Annotated in this window: 15 protein-coding genes and 3 pseudogenes; 10 read left to right on the forward strand and 8 right to left on the reverse strand. The window is 68.4% G+C overall.

Translation table 11 applies throughout. The features are described 5' to 3' along the window. Window positions 1-132: 132 nt before the first annotated feature. From K9S39_RS41890 to K9S39_RS01260, 5 genes are all read right to left on the reverse strand, one after another. Window positions 133-621 (reverse strand): S10 family serine carboxypeptidase-like protein, encoded by a 489-nt coding sequence (locus K9S39_RS41890; RefSeq protein ID WP_283112117.1) that lies wholly within the window; start codon window positions 619-621, stop codon window positions 133-135. Then, window positions 618-1,535, reverse strand: coding sequence for a S10 family serine carboxypeptidase-like protein (locus K9S39_RS41895; RefSeq protein ID WP_283112118.1), 918 nt, complete (start codon window positions 1,533-1,535; stop codon window positions 618-620). The genes K9S39_RS41890 and K9S39_RS41895 overlap by 4 nt, the downstream gene beginning before the upstream one ends. A 26-nt stretch (window positions 1,536-1,561) precedes the next feature. Beyond that, window positions 1,562-2,563, reverse strand: a complete 1,002-nt coding sequence (locus tag K9S39_RS01250; protein WP_248861464.1) for a phosphatidylserine decarboxylase — start codon at window positions 2,561-2,563, stop codon at window positions 1,562-1,564. Between the two features lie 708 nt (window positions 2,564-3,271). Next, window positions 3,272-3,736 (reverse strand): SRPBCC family protein, encoded by a 465-nt coding sequence (locus K9S39_RS01255; RefSeq protein ID WP_248861465.1) that lies wholly within the window; start codon window positions 3,734-3,736, stop codon window positions 3,272-3,274. Continuing rightward, the gene (locus K9S39_RS01260; protein ID WP_248861466.1) at window positions 3,724-4,623 is read right to left on the reverse strand and encodes an RNA polymerase sigma-70 factor; all 900 of its coding nucleotides are present in this window, start codon (window positions 4,621-4,623) and stop codon (window positions 3,724-3,726) included. The genes K9S39_RS01255 and K9S39_RS01260 overlap by 13 nt, the downstream gene beginning before the upstream one ends. A 281-nt stretch (window positions 4,624-4,904) precedes the next feature. Here K9S39_RS01260 and K9S39_RS01265 point away from each other — a divergent pair. From K9S39_RS01265 to K9S39_RS01285, 5 genes and pseudogenes are all read left to right on the forward strand, one after another. Continuing rightward, a pseudogene (locus K9S39_RS01265) lies at window positions 4,905-5,211 on the forward strand (DinB family protein); the annotation flags it as partial. A gap of 95 nt (window positions 5,212-5,306) precedes the next feature. Then, the gene (locus tag K9S39_RS01270; RefSeq protein ID WP_248861467.1) at window positions 5,307-5,546 is read left to right on the forward strand and encodes a hypothetical protein; all 240 of its coding nucleotides are present in this window, start codon (window positions 5,307-5,309) and stop codon (window positions 5,544-5,546) included. Between the two features lie 161 nt (window positions 5,547-5,707). After that, window positions 5,708-6,325: a TetR/AcrR family transcriptional regulator gene (locus K9S39_RS01275; RefSeq protein WP_248861468.1), complete on the forward strand. Its 618-nt coding sequence runs from the start codon at window positions 5,708-5,710 to the stop codon at window positions 6,323-6,325. A 54-nt stretch (window positions 6,326-6,379) separates the two neighbouring features. After that, window positions 6,380-6,910 carry an SRPBCC family protein gene (locus tag K9S39_RS01280; RefSeq protein WP_248861469.1) on the forward strand — a complete coding sequence of 177 codons (531 nt, stop codon included), beginning with the start codon at window positions 6,380-6,382 and terminating at the stop codon, window positions 6,908-6,910. A gap of 485 nt (window positions 6,911-7,395) precedes the next feature. Beyond that, window positions 7,396-8,496 carry an NAD(P)-dependent alcohol dehydrogenase gene (locus K9S39_RS01285; RefSeq protein WP_248861470.1) on the forward strand — a complete coding sequence of 367 codons (1,101 nt, stop codon included), beginning with the start codon at window positions 7,396-7,398 and terminating at the stop codon, window positions 8,494-8,496. Between the two features lie 112 nt (window positions 8,497-8,608). Here K9S39_RS01285 and K9S39_RS01290 read toward each other — a convergent pair whose 3' ends face one another. The 3 genes and pseudogenes from K9S39_RS01290 to K9S39_RS01295 all read right to left on the reverse strand — a co-directional run bounded on the left by K9S39_RS01290 (window position 8,609) and on the right by K9S39_RS01295 (window position 9,512). Next, window positions 8,609-8,803 carry a hypothetical protein gene (locus K9S39_RS01290; protein ID WP_248861471.1) on the reverse strand — a complete coding sequence of 65 codons (195 nt, stop codon included), beginning with the start codon at window positions 8,801-8,803 and terminating at the stop codon, window positions 8,609-8,611. A 22-nt stretch (window positions 8,804-8,825) separates the two neighbouring features. Beyond that, window positions 8,826-9,092, reverse strand: a pseudogene (locus K9S39_RS42650) (DoxX family protein); the annotation flags it as partial. Between the two features lie 69 nt (window positions 9,093-9,161). Continuing rightward, on the reverse strand, window positions 9,162-9,512 hold the full coding sequence (locus K9S39_RS01295; protein ID WP_406707854.1) for a hypothetical protein: 351 nt from the start codon (window positions 9,510-9,512) through the stop codon (window positions 9,162-9,164). Window positions 9,513-10,316: 804 nt separating this feature from the next. Here K9S39_RS01295 and K9S39_RS01305 point away from each other — a divergent pair. The 5 genes and pseudogenes from K9S39_RS01305 (at window position 10,317) to K9S39_RS01325 (ending at window position 15,477) form a co-directional block, all read left to right on the forward strand. Beyond that, entirely contained in the window at window positions 10,317-11,339 is a 1,023-nt protein-coding gene (locus K9S39_RS01305) for a type III polyketide synthase (protein ID WP_248861472.1), read from the forward strand. A gap of 46 nt (window positions 11,340-11,385) precedes the next feature. Then, entirely contained in the window at window positions 11,386-13,821 is a 2,436-nt protein-coding gene (locus K9S39_RS01310; RefSeq protein WP_248861473.1) for an MMPL family transporter, read from the forward strand. 112 nt (window positions 13,822-13,933) lie between these two features. Beyond that, a pseudogene (locus K9S39_RS01315) lies at window positions 13,934-14,071 on the forward strand (epoxide hydrolase N-terminal domain-containing protein); the annotation flags it as partial. A gap of 283 nt (window positions 14,072-14,354) precedes the next feature. Next, window positions 14,355-14,624, forward strand: a complete 270-nt coding sequence (locus tag K9S39_RS01320) for an isoprenoid biosynthesis enzyme family protein (protein ID WP_248861474.1) — start codon at window positions 14,355-14,357, stop codon at window positions 14,622-14,624. After that, entirely contained in the window at window positions 14,572-15,477 is a 906-nt protein-coding gene (locus K9S39_RS01325) for a terpene synthase family protein (protein WP_283112127.1), read from the forward strand. The genes K9S39_RS01320 and K9S39_RS01325 overlap by 53 nt, the downstream gene beginning before the upstream one ends. Window positions 15,478-15,497 lie beyond the last annotated feature (20 nt).

Consider the following 15,497-nt stretch of genomic DNA (forward strand, 5'->3'; position numbering starts at 1 on the left):
GGTGTGTCAAAGCTGGGCGAAGGTCCGGATACGGTCGGTCAGTTGGGTCGGTCTTCCGCACGAGGGCCGCAGGAGAAGCCGCCTGGACCGTGGCCGCCCGGGACGGTTCCCGGGCGGCCAGTGCGGGTGCGTTCATCCCCTTCGCAGGCCGACGTTGCCGTTGCGCTGCTTGAGCGGCTGCTGCGGGTCGTAGCCGGGGAAGGGACGGTCGAAGAGCCAGTTGTAGAGCATCTCCCGGCAGATCCGCGGCTGGAACGCCGGTACCTGGTGTCCGGAGTCAGGCACGCTGACCTGCGTCAGGTTCCTGTGGCGGCGGACGTGTCCCTTCGGGTTCCCCTGCGCCTGCGTCCATATCAGCCGGGGAGCGTTGCGCCACTCCGCGTGCTCGTGCTCGCCTTTCCGCTTCATCAGGTCGTCCAGGATCTCCTCGGTGCTCCGGTACCCGCAGGCGGTGTCGAAGTTCCCGGTGTAGAGCAGGGTCTTGTAGTCCTTGTCGATGATTTCGGTGTAGAGCCCGGAGCAATCCGCCATGTTGTCGTTCACCAGCGCTGTGGCCACCGGGCCGTTGTCGTCGTCGCTCCGCCAGGTGACGTCCGTGGGGACGTGCAGGGACTTCTTCACGTCCTTGCTGTCCAGGTAGCGCGCAGCGCCCCCATGGGCAGATCGTCCCAGCGCCGCACGTCGTAGAGGTCGAAGTTCCCTCCGTATGCCAGGGTCGTGGCCACCAGGTCGTTGCCGAGATTGGTGGCCCTTTCCCTGTCGCCCGCTTCGAGGGCGGCCTGGAAAGCGGTATAGGAGTTGTCCAGGGCGTCTTTCTGGCCGATGCCGAGGAACCCGGTCGTGTAGACGTAGTCGAACATGACGCGGAGCGACAGCTCGGGCTTGATCCAGCCGTTGCCGACGGCGATCCCCTGCAGGTTGAGGTGCCGTCCGGCTACCGTCCGGCGGTTCTGCTCGTCGATCTCCAGAGCGATCGCCGGCACGTACTTGCCGGCGTAGCTCTCACCGCAGACGTACAACGGGCATTGCGCGTATTCCGGGTGTGCGCTGAAGAACTTTTGCAGGCCCTTCCAGAACATCCGGCTGAGGGTGCTCTCGTCGTGGACGTACTCCTCGGCGTCGGAGTAGCTGTATCCGGTGCCGATGGGCTGGTCCCAGAAGACGACGTGCGCCTCCTGGTTCCAGGTGTTGGAGCTCACCGATATCGTCCCGGCGGCATCGTCTCCGATGGACAGCGGCCCGTTCTCCAGGAACAGCCCCAGCAGCGAGGAGGCGCCGGGGCCGCCGTTGAGCCAGATCAGCAACGGCGTCCGGCTGATCAGCTCCTGCTGTTCGTGGACCGCGACGTTGGGGTTGCAGGTCTGGCTCTCGAAGAACCAGTAGAACAGGTGGTTCTCGGTCCCCGGATTCTCCATGCTGTCGATGTGCACGTGCCCGGAATAGGAGCGGACCTTCTTGGTGTCTTTGGTGCAGATGTCGATGCGCTGGGTGTTGGGGATGTTCGCCGGAATCGACGTGACAAGGTCTGAGGACATGGTTCCCCCTCCGGTCGGCGGCAGGGTCAGGGAGCCAGGGGACGGAGCCGCCGGGACTGCGTGTGATAGGAGCGGGTGAACAGCCCGGTCGTCCGCAGCGGATCCTCCAGGACACCGATGCGCTGTCCCTGGAGCAGTTGCAGCGCGGGGAACCGGTCGTGTTCGAACAGCAGGATGTTCAGCGACCCGCCGTACTTGAAGTTCCCGATCTTCTCTCCCTTTTCCACCGTGACCCGCTCCCTGAGCGGGGGCTGGAACTTGTCCAGGAAGTTCACGGAGGCGATCGAGTTGAGGCCGACGGGCACCAGCCCCACGTACCCTTCGCCATCTCGTTTTCCCGAGGGGTCCAGGTATTCCGTCCTGATGATGACGTATCCCCGGCGGAAGTGATCGAACATCTCGTAGTCGTATCCGTAGCCGACGTTCCCCTTGTTGAGTAGTTCAGGGAAGTCCCGCATCCCGTAGTACACGCCGCCGATGTCGTCGCGGGCCTCCACCACCTCACCCGCCACCGGGGCGTGATACCAGTGGTAGCTGTCGGGCATCAGGATGCACGACACCGCCGTACCGCCGATGAACCTCTCGGCGTACTCGGAGTTGTCGAGCAGCTGCCTGACGTTCATGCTCACCGTCTTGACCGGGATCGGCGTGGTTTCGGTCAGCTCATCGACGACCATGTTGATGACGCAGTCGGCCGGAGCGACCACCACGCTCTTGTCGTCCTGGGCGTCGATCGGCCGCGCACCCTTCTTGAGCTTCCGGACGAAGAACTCATTGAAGTTCGGCCAGTCCTCGATCTCGTAGTCGGCCATACGCTTCGGCCCGAGCTCTTCGACCCACTTCTTGATGAGTTTCTTCGACTCCGGCGAGTCCATCTGCATGCCCTGCAGGTTCGTGAAGTCGGCGGTCATCTTGAGCCCCGGGCCACAGGTCAGGAAGACCATGCCGTAGTCGTTTTCGTAGTTGAGCCAGCTGAACTTCTCGATGCAGTCCAGCCCGTTGTTGACCCCCGACTGCCATTCGTACACCCATGAAGAAGTCGCACAGGAACTGGATGTCTTTGTTCTTCCAGTTGCAGCGCACTTCTTCCGGCGTGTCATCCGGGTACGGCACCACATTCTCGACCGCCGCGTCGTACATGGTCTTGAAACCCTCGTGGTCGGTTTCGTACCACATCCTGATCTTCTTGAGGAACTCGTCGAGGTTGTCTGAACACGATTCGTCGCCCAGCGTCACTTTCCTGTCTCCTGCCGCATAAAGGGGTGTTGACCCCGATTTCCTCGGCCAGACGCAATTGGCCTACGGTCTTCGGTATCGCCCATTCCCGCACACTCACCTCCCCTGATCGCGCATGCTTTCGAGAGAGATTGGTGTGCGGGCTTTTCCGTGCCGGATAAGGCTGACCCGGATAGCGGCTTCTGTGAAAGAGGAACTGTGGGCAGACGAATGCGTTCTCTGCCACGCGGATACCTCGTCGGGCCCCGCATCAGCCGACGGCATATGTCACACGCGCACCACGCGAGCTCCGTGTCACTTCCCATGCGCCCCACAATGCAACTCCACTCCACCGCGTAACCGCGGCGCCCCATTCCGAAGCGGTTCACAATGACCGGGACCGCTCGGGCGAAACAGGCCAGTGCTCGATGCCTCGATGAGGCCCTCAGCTTGCGAAGCGTCATGAAGCGGCACGTCATGTCGCGAAGCGGCACGACGTGGCACGTTGCGGAGTGTCACGCTCAGGGCGTCGCCGCCTGTTCGGGGTGAGCTGTGAGTGCGGTGTCAGCGGCGTCGAGGATCTTGCCGAAGACGTGGGCGATGACGGGTTTGGCGAGCATCCGGGTGATGGCCGCGCCGAAGGGAAGGCGGACCTGACAGGTAGTCGTCCAGACGACCAGGGTGCCCTCGGCGACTTCGGTGAAGGTCATACGCCCGAGTCCGTGCCGGGCCGGCGGGAAGCTGCGTTCGACGGCGTAGTCGAAATCGTGCGGTGGGTTGTAGGCGGTGATGCCTTCGCGGAACCAGCCGATCAGCCATGTGTGCAACCGGACAGCCCCCACCCCGTACGGCGCGCCCGCGCCCGGCCGGGCCAGTCGCGCCCTGAGCACGAATGGGGAGCGGGTGTAGTTGGTGGTCGTAGCGCACCAATCGAATACCTCGGCGATCGGCGCTGCGATGACACGTCGCACCGTCACGGTCTCCATGTCTCGTCCTTTCTCCTGTCCAGAAGGCGCGGAACGACGGCCGCGCCCAGCTTGTCGGGATTGCCCACGGCGTACATGCCGTGGATCAGGGTGTCGGCGATCTCGAAGATCAGCACGTAGTCGAGCCGATGGCCCGAGCGCCACAGCACTGCGGGCAAGCCGTTGCAGCTCGCGACTTCGAACCGGGCGCCGGGCCCGCTCGTCCTGGCGACCCCGGCGATGAACCGTGCGACCTGCTCGCACCCCCTGACCGGGCGGCGGGCTGCGGTGACCTGGCCCCCGCCGTCGGATACGTGGACCACACCCGGCGCCATCAGGCTCATCAGGGCCGTGACGTCGCCGGTGCCGGCCGCGAGCAGGAATCGGCCGACGACCTCCTCTGCCGTGCGTGGGTCGTGGTGGAAGCGCTTGCGCCGCGATCGCACGTGCTCGCGCGCGCGGTGCGCGATCTGCCGCGCCGTGGTCTCGGTCTTACCCACCAGGTCAGCGACCTCCCGATGCGAGTAGCCGAACACCTCGCGCAGCACGAACACCGCGCGTTCATCCGGGCTCAGCGTCTCCAGGACCAGCAGCATCGCCATCGACACCGACTCCGCGAGCACGGCGTCCTCGGCCACGTCCGGCCCGGTGCGGACCGGTTCGGGAAGCCACGGACCGACGTAGTCCTCTCGCCGCCGCCGCACCGCGCGCAGATGGTTCAGCGCCTGCCGGGTGACCGTGCGCACCAGATAGGCGCGCGGATGCCCGATGTGCTCCCGGCTCGCGCTGTGCCACCGGATGTAGCTGTCCTGCACCACGTCCTCGGCGTCGGCCGCGCTGCCGAGAATCTCGTAGGCGATCGTGAACAGAAGCGGCCGACACTCGGCGAATACCCGCTCCTCGCTCAACGCGCACCCCACATGCCCATCACCCTCCTGTCACCCTCCTGTGTGTACGCATTCGAACTCGATCCGAACCTGATCCGCCATGTAGACACCGCACAGCCGGAAACCGTGACGTCGTCGCCAGTGATGTGCATCACAACGTGGGTGAATGCCTCTGGCTCGGTCACGGCATGGCGCGCGGCCTCAGAAAAGAGGACGCGGCGGTGCTGCCGACTGTGCCAGGCTGGCGGATCGGCTGCCCCGTTTTCCTTTGAGGGCCGACCGGTTCGCCACAGGAGCGTCCGATGGCGACACCGCCCCGCCTGGCTCCGCTGCTGGAGCAATTCGACTTCGCACGCCAGCCCCTCGCCGACCGCATGACCGGTCCGTCATGGGCAGCGGCGATGGGACGGACACCACGGTCGGCCCCATGGCCGACGAGGAGTATTTCTGGGAGCCGGTGCCCGGCTGCTGGTCGGTGCGGCGGCGCGTGGACGGGCGGGGCCGCGCGCGACCGTCCTGGCCGGCACCGGTGACCAGGGACGCGACGCCGCCTCCTACTCGCACCCCTGGCCGCCACCTTTCACCACCATCGCGTGGCGTCACCACCATCGCATGGCGTCCCGACCGCAATGACCCCGCCACCAGCGGCTTATCAGGACGACAGCCTTACCAGGCGACGAGCGGCCGCCCGGTACCGTCGCCTCATGGACTTCAACATCACGGCGGAAGAGGAAGCCCTGGTACGTCACATCGCCCGGCGACTGGCGGCCGGCGATGCACCGACGGATGATGACCTGGCGGACGAGCTTGGTGTTGAGGTCCGGCCGCAGCTCCAGGCCCTCCTTGAGAAAGGGTGGCTCGTCGTCGACGACGAACGGTTCCTGACGCTCTCCCGGATCGCTCGGGCGGTCATTGCGAACCGAGGGGATGTCGGGAACGCATGAGCATGACGAGGGCCCGGCCCTGACCGCTGACCGCTGACCGCTGACCGCCGAAGACTGCGAACGGACGGCTCAACTGCTGCTTCATGACCGGCCACAGGTCCGGTAGCGGCGGCGCAGACGTGCCGGACAGCCGCGCACCCGCATGTGGTAGCACTGCGTACATGACGGGCAAGGCCACTGAGCGTGCTGGTTATCACCATGGCGATCTCCCCGCCGCTCTCACCGCGGCGGCCATCGAGCTCCTGGACGAGCGCGGGATGGAGCAGGTGACCGTACGAGAGGTCGCGCGCCGGGCAGGGGTGTCGCCGGGAGCGCCGTTCCGGCATTTCGCGGACCGTCAGGCGCTGTTGACGGCGGTCGCCGACCATATCCTGGCCGACTTCGGCGAGTGGCAGCTCGGCGTGGTCGCGGACACCGGGGGGTCTGTGATGCGTGCCTTCGGCCTGGGCTTCGTCCGTTTCGCGATCCGCCACCCGCGGCGCTTCGAGCTGATCAGGACCAGGGTGTTCGGCGACAGCCGGCCCGCCGAACTGCACCGGCGTCTCACCGACATCGAGCGGGTCTTCACCGACGTGATCATCGCCGATCAGGAGGCCGGTGTACTGCGTCCCGGCGACCCCGCGATCGTGGGTCTCGCGGGACAGGCGGTCGTCTACGGGCTGTCACAGATGATCGTCGACGGTTATCTGCCGCCGGACCGGGCGGAACAGCTGGCCGAGCAGGTCCTGGACACCTTCGGGCTCGGCATCGCCAACCCCCCCGGCCGCACGGGGCCTTGACCCCCACTCCGGGCACTGATGTAATCACCGATTACATCAGCTCAGGAGGCGCCGATGCCCCTACCGAACCTGTCGCGCATACCGCGCTTCCCGGACCCTGCGGCCACCGGCACGGTGACCATCAGGACGACCCCGGCCGATGCGTACGACGTGGTCAGCGACCCGCCCGTCATGATCCGTCTCGCCGAAGAGGCCCACCGCGCCCGCTGGCTGGGCGGCGCCACGGCGCCGGCGGTGGGTGCCCGCTTCCGCGGCCACAACCGCAACGGCCTCCGTCGCTGGGTCACCAACTGCCGTATCACGGATGTCGATCCGGGCCGGCGCTTCGCCTACGAGGTGACGGCGCCACTCGGGGTCCCCATCTCCCGCTGGCAGTACGACATCGCGCCCACGGCGGAGGGCTGCACCGTCACCGAGACCAGCTGGCTGCGGGTGCCGCTGTGGTTCATCCCCCTCGCCATCCTGATCACCGGTGTCTCCGACCGTATCGGCCTCAACAACGCCAACATCGGCACCACATTGCTACGCCTCAAGCACTATCTGGAGGCAGATCGAACGCGGCCGAGGCGGACACCAGAGGGCTGACCATCTGCGGGCCGTGGCCCTGATCGAAGAGGCGGGGCTCAGCGCGGACAAGGAACTGTGGGCGGTGTCGACAAGCGCACCGGTCCCGGCGGGAGCGAAGTGCCGGCGGCCCGGCCAGCCAGGCGGCTGCACCATTTCGTCCTGTGGCTCGCACTGCGGCTCTTCCTGCGGCGGGGGCGGGGCGACTGAGCGCGCCGCTGTCCCGACAACAGCCCAGTGAAGGCCCGCCACTTGTCTCACGCGAGATGCGTTAACAATGGGCACTTATCTGCTAGGAATGCCTGGAGCCGAGGTTCGCGTACGTCGAACCGGCTGAGGGACGCACTGCCACGCCTTTCCCGACAGCCAACTGGTCACCCGGACCGGAGTCGACTGGAGCCGGCCGACCGGCATCGGAACCGCCGTCGTGGTCCCCATACCGGTCGGCCGGCCTCGCCGTACGCCGGTGGCTGGTCACCGGCCCGACTATGGGAGCTGACCGCGGAATGACCGCCCACGCCCTGCCCGCGCACATCCCGCCGACCATGCGCGCTGCCGTCCTCACCGCCCCGGAGACATTGGAGATCCAGGAGCGCCCGGTGCCGCGGCCCGGCCCCGGCCAGGTCCTGGTCCGCGTCGAAGCGGTTGGCATCTGCGGCTCCGACGTCCACTACTACCGCCACGGCCGCATCGGCGACTTCGTCGTCCGAGCCCCCATGATCCTCGGCCACGAGCCCGGCGGCACGGTCGCCGCCCTCGGCCCGGACACCAGCCGCCACCAGGTCGGACAACGGGTGTCGGTGGAACCCGGTGTGCCCTGCGCCCGCTGCGCCCAGTGCCGCCGAGGCCGCTACAACCTCTGCCCCGACGTCTCCTTCCACGCCACTCCCCCGGTCGACGGCGCCCTGTGCGAATACATCGCCGCGGACGAGGACTTCGCCCATCCTGTGCCCGACAAGCTGACCGCCGAAGAGGCCGCCCTCCTGGAGCCGCTTTCCGTGGGTGTTTGGGCCTGCCGCAAGGGGCGCGTCGGACCCGGCTCCCGGGTCCTGGTCACCGGCGCGGGCCCCATCGGCCTGGTCGCCGCGCAGACCGCCCGTGCCTTCGGCGCCACCGAAGTCGTCGTCACCGATGTCGCGCCCCACCGCCTGGACCTGGCACGGCAGTTGGGTGCCACCGCCACCGTGGACGTAGGCGGCGGCACTCCCCTTCCTCAAGCTCTCGACGCTGTTCGAGCAGGGGAGACACCAATCGCGGACACCGACTTCGAGCCCGATGTCCTGCTGGAGTGCTCCGGCGTCCCCGCCGTCGTCGGCGAAGCGATTCGCACCGTCGGCCGCGCGGGCCGGGCCGTCCTCGTCGGCATGGGCGGCGACACCGTCCCGCTGCCGCTGGCCCATGTGCAGAACTTCGAGATCGAGGTCACCGGCACCTTCCGGTACGCCAACACCTGGCCGACCGCCATCGCGCTGGCGGCTTCCGGCGAGGTGGATCTGGACCGGCTGATCACCCACCGGTACGACCTGGAAGCGGCGGAGGATGCCCTCACCGCCGCCGCCCGGGACCGTACAACGGTCAAACCCCTGGTACTCCCCCAACCGGCCTGACCACCACCCGCCCAACTCACACGAGGCCGTGCTCCTCGCGGACCGCTCCGAGTTCGGCAAGGCCGCCACCCACGCGTACGGCACCGCCAACCACTACCAGGCAGCCATCGTGCTACCGGCGCTGGGCCCGTAGGCGTGTCGCCCATGCGCTGACGCCGATCCGGCCGGCACCGATACAGGCCAGCCACATCAGCAGGCCCAGCAGCAGCCATTCCGGCTGGTAGAAGAGGTTGCTCAGCAGGGTCCACGGGTTTGGGTAGCGGCCCATCAGCGGGGGTACGACCGTGGTGATCAGTGCCCCGATCATGGTCCCGCCCCAGCACCAGTGCGGCCGGGCGGACGGCGACGCCCAGCACGAGTGCCATGCCGCCGAGCAGTTCGACGGTGGCCAGCACGGGTGCCACCACGCCCGCAAGGGGCAGCGGGAGAGCAGCGTCCCGGAGCGCGGCAGCGAACGCGTCCACATCGGCGAGCTTGCCCACCGCACCACTCAGGAACATGAAGCCGACGCTGACCCGCAGCACCAGCTGCGGCAGCCAGGCCAACTCACGCAGTTCTTCTTCCGGTCGCATGCAGCACCTTTTGATCAAAGACATATGGGCTCCCGTGATGGGGAAGGGGAAGGGGAAACGGGGAAGAGCAACGAAGGGGTCCAGACAAGGGGTTCAGGCAGCGGGGCAGGCGATCTCGCCTGCCAGTCGCCGCACCGTGGCCACCGCTAGCAGCACCACGGAAACCACGGCCAGCAGCGGCTGCAACGGCTGCCAGATGCTCAGCGCACCCGAAGTACCGATCGCGAGCAGCACGAGCTTGTTGCAGACGGGGCAGCCGACCGCGAAGAACCCCAGGAGGCCACCCAGCATGCCCATGCGCCGGGGGCGCCGGTCATCCGCCGATGCCCCGGTACGCACGTACGTGGCCAGCAGCAGCCCGGCGAGCGCGGCCGTGACGGCGAGCGCCGGATAGCCCCAGGCAGGGGTGGGCACGGTCCGGGTGAAGAGCGGGTTGGGAATCACGGCCGTGGGCAGGCCGAGCACGAGCGCGGTCGGTACGGCCGCCCCTGCGGCAGTGCCCCGCCGGGAAGGGGGCCAGGCCGCGACGGCGCGCAGCGCGAGCCAGATGGGTGCGAGCGAGAAGTACGCATACGGGATGTCTCCGGTCCAGTTTCCGGGCGATCATCGTCTCCCGGGCCGCGGCCACCAGGCGTCGGCCGTGCCCACGACCACGAGCCTCCCGGCGGGTCACCACCGTGCTCAGCCCACCGGCGCGATGACGCTGACCGGCATGGAGCATCTCCTTGGAGAGGCTGTCCAGTGCGGCCAGCAGCGTCCCTTCGTCCACGAGCAGCATGGACAACGGCCGCAGCGAAGGATCGTGGGTGGGCGCATCGGGAGGGATGGCCGAGACGCGCCCGGACGGCCACGCCTGCTCCTGGATCTCCCGCACCTGAGCACGCGGATCGGAGGGAGTGGCCTCTTCGGGGAACGACAGGATCTGCACACGCCGATTCTGCTCATACGCCTCATGGGCACAAGCGGGTTTTCCCGGCAGCGCACCACAGGTTGGTCGGGCATCAGAGATCCGTCGAGCACCACAGGTCCTTCCAGCACCACAGGTCCCTCGATGTGACACCCCGCCAGTACCGACGGCAGCTATGCCCGGGCTGCCGTTGCCCGGAACGACAGACGACCGCAGTCCGGGTGCAGCATCACCACGTGGCACTCCCGTACCCCGCCTATATGATAACACTACGCTATAAATGACTACAGAGGGTGATCTGCATGGGTATATGCGGTTCGGCCGTGGTGACCGGAGTTGCGGTGGCCCTGCCAGCGATCTCCTACAGCCAGGAGGAGTTCACCCTGTTGGGAGCAAACGAGACGAATCGACCGCTCGTCGATCGGATCGCCGCGGGCAGCGGTATCTCGCGGCGTCATGTGGCGGTGAGCCCTCTGCTGGACGACGTCAAGCGCTGGTCCACGGCCCGGCGCATGCGCCGGTACCAGGAGGAGGCGCTTCCGCTCAGCAAGGACGCCGTGGCCACGGCACTGGTCGAGACCGGCCTCGACCCGTCCCACGTTGGCCTGATGTGCGTGACGTCCTCCACCGGATACGCCGCGCCGGGCCTGGACACCCGATTGGCCCGGGACGTGGGCATCGCACCGACGGTGGAGCGGCTCCTGGTGGGGCACATGGGCTGCCTGGCGGCCGTGCCGGCGCTGGCCGCGTGCGCCAACTTCGTACGCGCACAACGGCGCCCGGCCGTTCTGGTGAACGCGGAGCTGTCGTCGCTGCACCTGCAGCCGCCTCCCTGGAACACCGGCCAGCAGGTGGTGAACGCGCTGTTCGGCGACGCCGTCACGGCCACCGTCATCCAGCCGGAACGGCCCGCCGAGGCCGGCCACGGCCTTGAGGTCGTGGATGTGGTCGCGCACACGGACACCGAGCACGAGGACTACATGTCGCTCACGGTCGAGGACCACGGCTTCCGGATGAGCGTGTCCCCGCGTGTGCCCGATGTTCTCGAACGCCACTTGCGGCCCATGCTCGACGGTCTGCTGGCGCGTCACTCGCTCGGTCTCGCCGATGTGTGCTGGTGGGCGGTGCATCCGGGCGGACCGCGCATCCTCGACGCGGCCGAGAGCAGTCTCGGCCTTCCGCCCGAGGCCCTGGCCGCCTCCCGGTACGTGCTGCGGGAACACGGCAACTGCGCCTCCGCGGGCCTGCCCTTGGTGGTGCAGGAGCTGCAGCGCCGGTCCCCGCTGGCGCCCGAGCAATACGGCCTGGCCATGGCCTTTGGCCCAGGACTGACCCTGTACGCGGTTCTGTTCGTCGGCGTCTGACCGCGCCAAGGGAACAGAGCTCCCGAGCGGACCCACAGGAAGCACCGTGCGCAAAGCCGCCAACACCACCACAGCAGCCGAAAGCCCGTCCCCGGCACCCGGGGCCGGCCCCGGGAAACCCGCTGACCGCTCCCGGCTCGCCGCTCTCGGACGGTTCCTGGTCCGCCGCCGCGTACCCGTGCTGCTGGCGGTGCTGCTGGCGGTGGCGGCCGCCGTCCCGGTCGGCGGTGGTGTCGCCGACCGGCTGTCCAGCGGCGGCTTCACCGACCCGGCGGCGGAGTCGTCCAAGACCCAGGATTTCCTCGCGGACCGCTTCGGCTCGGGTGTGCCCAATCTGGTGTTCCTGGCCCGTGCCCCGGGACCGGTCGACGATCCGCGGACCGCGTCCGCCGGGCGGGACCTCACCAGGCGGCTCGCCCAGGAACCGGGCGTGCTGTCGGCCGCGTCGTACTGGACGGCCCCCCGCGAGTCGGCGCAACCGCTCAAGGCCCGCGACGGACGCTCGGCGCTGGTGCTGATGCGACTGGGTGGCGACGAGGACCGAGTGCGGGCCACCGCGAAGGAGCTGGTCCCCCGTTTCACCGGCCGTCATGGGGTGCTGCGGCTCTCCGCCACCGGGGAGGCGCAGGTCTCGGGGGAAGTCCAGGAGCAGAGCGAGCGGGACCTGCTCCGGGCCGAGGCGTATGCGGCCCCGGTCATCCTGCTCATCCTGCTCTTTGTGTTCGGCAGTGCGGTGGCGGCCGGCCTGCCCCTGCTCATCGGGGTCTTCTCCATCCTGGGCACCTTCGTCGTGCTGCAGGTGCTGTCCCATCTGACCTCGGTCTCCGTCTTCGCGATCAACATCACCACGGCGCTGGGCCTGGGGCTGGCCATCGACTACAGCCTGTTCATCGTCACCCGTTTCCGGGAGGAGATGGCGCGCGGCCTCGGCACCACCGAGGCGGTCGCGCAGAGCGTCCGCACGGCCGGTCGCACCGTGCTGTTCTCCGCGCTGACGGTGGCCCTGTCGCTGTCGGCCCTGCTGGTCTTCCCGCTGTACTTCCTGCGCTCCTTCGCCTACGCGGGCGTGGCAGTGGTGGCGCTCGCGGCCTTTGCGGCCGTGGTGGTGCTGCCCGCGGTACTCGGCGTGCTCGGCCCGCGGATCGACGCGCTGGACGTACGGCGGTTGTTCCGCTGCAGACCGAAGCGTGACGGCGACCGGGGCGGGCAGGGCATGGGGCCAGAGGGGCCGGCCGGTGGATCGGGACGGGCCGCCGGGACTGGGCGGACCACCCGGACTGGACAGACCACCGGGACTGGGCAGGTCGCCGGTACAGCGGAGGCCGCCGGCGCGGGCGGAGCCAGGCCGGGGAACAACGGGTTCTGGCACCGGCTCGCCACCGCGGTCATGCGGCGACCGGTACTGTGCGCGACCGGCGTGATCACCCTGCTGGTGGTGCTCGGCCTGCCGTTCACCCGGATCTCCTTCGGCCTGATCGACGACCGGGTCCTGCCCGCCGACGCTCCCGCGCACCGTACGGCGCAGTTCGTACGGGAAGAGTTCGCGAGCCGGGAGAACTCCGCGCTGTCCGTGGTGCTGCCCACCATCAGCGGCTCCGGCGACCGGCAGCAGGTCACCGCCTACGCCACCCGCCTGTCGGCCCTGCCGGGCGTGGCCCGGGTGGACACCGTCACGGGCTCCTACGCCGGGGGGCGGCAGGTGGCGCCCGCCTCCGCCGCCTCCGCCGCGTTCACGGCGAACGGTGCCAGCTGGCTGTCAGTGGTGCCGTCGGTCGAGCCGTTCTCCTCCGCCGGCGCGAAGCTGGTGGAGCGGTTGCGGGCGGACGGCGCGCCGGGCGCGGTGCTCGTCGGCGGTGATGCCGCGGTGCTCGCGGACACCCGCGACACACTCGCCGACCGGCTGCCCGAGGCAGCACTGATCGTCGGCGGCACGACCGTGGCGCTGCTGTTCCTCTTCACCGGCAGCGTGCTGATCCCGTTCAAGGCCGTGCTGCTCAACCTGCTGAGCCTGACCGCGACCTTCGGCGCCATGGTGTACGTCTTCCAGGAAGGCCACCTGCGCTGGCTCGTCGGCGACTTCACCGTGACCGGCATGGTGGACACCAGCATGCCGGTGCTGATGTTCTGCGTCGCCTTCGGGCTGTCCATGGACTACGAGGTGTTCCTGCTCTCCCGGATCAAGGAGGTCTACGCGGAGACCGGGGACAACACGCTGGCCGTCGCCGCCGGGCTGGAACGCACCGGACGCCTGGTCAGTGCCGCGGCCGCGCTCGTCGCCGTCGTCATGATCGCGCTGGCCACGTCCGGGATCACCTTCCTGAAGCTCCTGGGCGTGGGCCTGGCGCTGGCCGTGCTGCTGGACGCCACGCTGGTGCGCGGCGTGCTCGTACCGGCCGTGATGAGGCTCGCGGGGCGGGCCAACTGGTGGGCGCCGCGACCGCTGCGCCGCCTGCACGGCAAGCTGGGGCTCTCCGACGAGTGAACGGTCCACCAGTCCGCGGGCCGGTACTGCATGCCCTTGCGCATCCGCTTGCCGTAAGCCTGCTGGAGAATGAGGACCGGAACCGACCTCAGTGCGTCCTGGCGTCGCGGTCATGGCGAACACGGCAACCAGCATTCGTCCCTTCCGTATCGATATTCCGCAGGCACAGCTCGTTGATCTGCAGGCCCGCTTGGCCGCCACCCGGTGGCCGGATGAGCTGCCTGGTGTCGGCTGGAGCCGCGGTGTCCCCGGGCCTGTCCGAAGGACCTGGCCGAGTAATGCGTTCCACCTGGTCGTCCCCTCGCTGCCGGGGTTCGGTCGCCCCTCAGCCGTCCCAGTATGGCTGGTACGGCGGGAGATTCAGCGTACGGCCCTCGGCGCAGGTTCGGAGGACGAGGGTCTCGGCCCGGTAGAGCCGCAGGGGCTTTCGGCTGATCACTTTCAGTCAAGTGTGATCTTCGCCAGCGGCTCCGCGGCGCCGGCGCGAGCATGGTCACCGCGCACACCGCTCTACACAGGGAGGCCGTGCGAGAGTGGCTGATGCTCCGATCACCGTTCCGCCGATGTACTGCCCGATTCCGCGCCGTAACCATCCCAGGGCCGCCGAGGCCGAAGCGCACACCATGGATTGGGCCGAACGGTTCGGCCTCTACTGGGACGAGGAGCAGCTGCGGCGCGTACGCGGCATGGAAAGCGGTCGGTTGGCGGCTTTCGCGGCTCCGGTCGGCGGGTTCGAGTTGCTCAAGGTTTATGCGGACTTCACCACATGGGCCTTCGCGTTCGACGACGAGTACTTGCGATGAGCGCCCCATCGGAAAACAGCCGGACCGGCTTGCCGAGGCGGTCGCGCGGATGCAGCGGGCGGCGGAAGTCCCGGAATACCCCCTTGACTCTTCCGACCGCTATGCAACTGCCTTGCGTGATATCCGGGTTCGGCTCGATACATATGCCTCGCCGCTCCAGGCCGAGGAGTTCGTCGCCGCGATGCGCGGCTATTTCTTGGCCGAGCTGCGGAAGGCGGGGAATTCATCCCGAGGTGTGCGGCCTACTCTGGACGAGTATGCGGCCACCCGGCTCTCCATGGGCGGTGGCATGGTCTTCCCGCTGTTGCCCGCCGTCGTCGCCGGCATCGCCCCGGCACCGGTGACGACGGCAATGCGGCGGGTCCGTGCGTTGACGGAGATGGCGGCGACCCTCGTGTGCTGGGACACGGACATCTTCTCGTACGCCAAGGAGCGGGCCCGCACCGGCGACGGTTACAACCTTCTTGACGTGGTCCAGGCGGAATACGGCTGCACCCTCGATGAAGCCGTGACCATCGCGGTGGCCATGCGCGACCGCATCATGTGCCTTTCCCTGCGGCTTCGCAGATATTTCGCGGTCATGGCGGCACCCGACCTGGACCGGTACTGCGGAACCCCGGCGGCGTATATCCGTGGAGTACTGGGCTGGTGCATGAACACCCCTCGCTACCGCTACACGAATGGGGTGAGTGGCGCCGAGACCTTCGACTCGGCGGGCTGGGCGGAGTCCCCGAGTGACGACAATCCGGAGCCGCTGTCCATTCCGTCGATCGGCTGGTGGTGGGAGTACGACCCGGCCCCGCTCCATTCCCCTTCGACGTCCGGCCGCGCTGGAGCCGACCGGCGACGGTGACGCCGACCTGCGGACCGCGC

Origin of the sequence: Streptomyces halobius, assembly GCF_023277745.1 — a bacterium.
GTDB classification, from domain to species: domain Bacteria; phylum Actinomycetota; class Actinomycetes; order Streptomycetales; family Streptomycetaceae; genus Streptomyces; species Streptomyces halobius.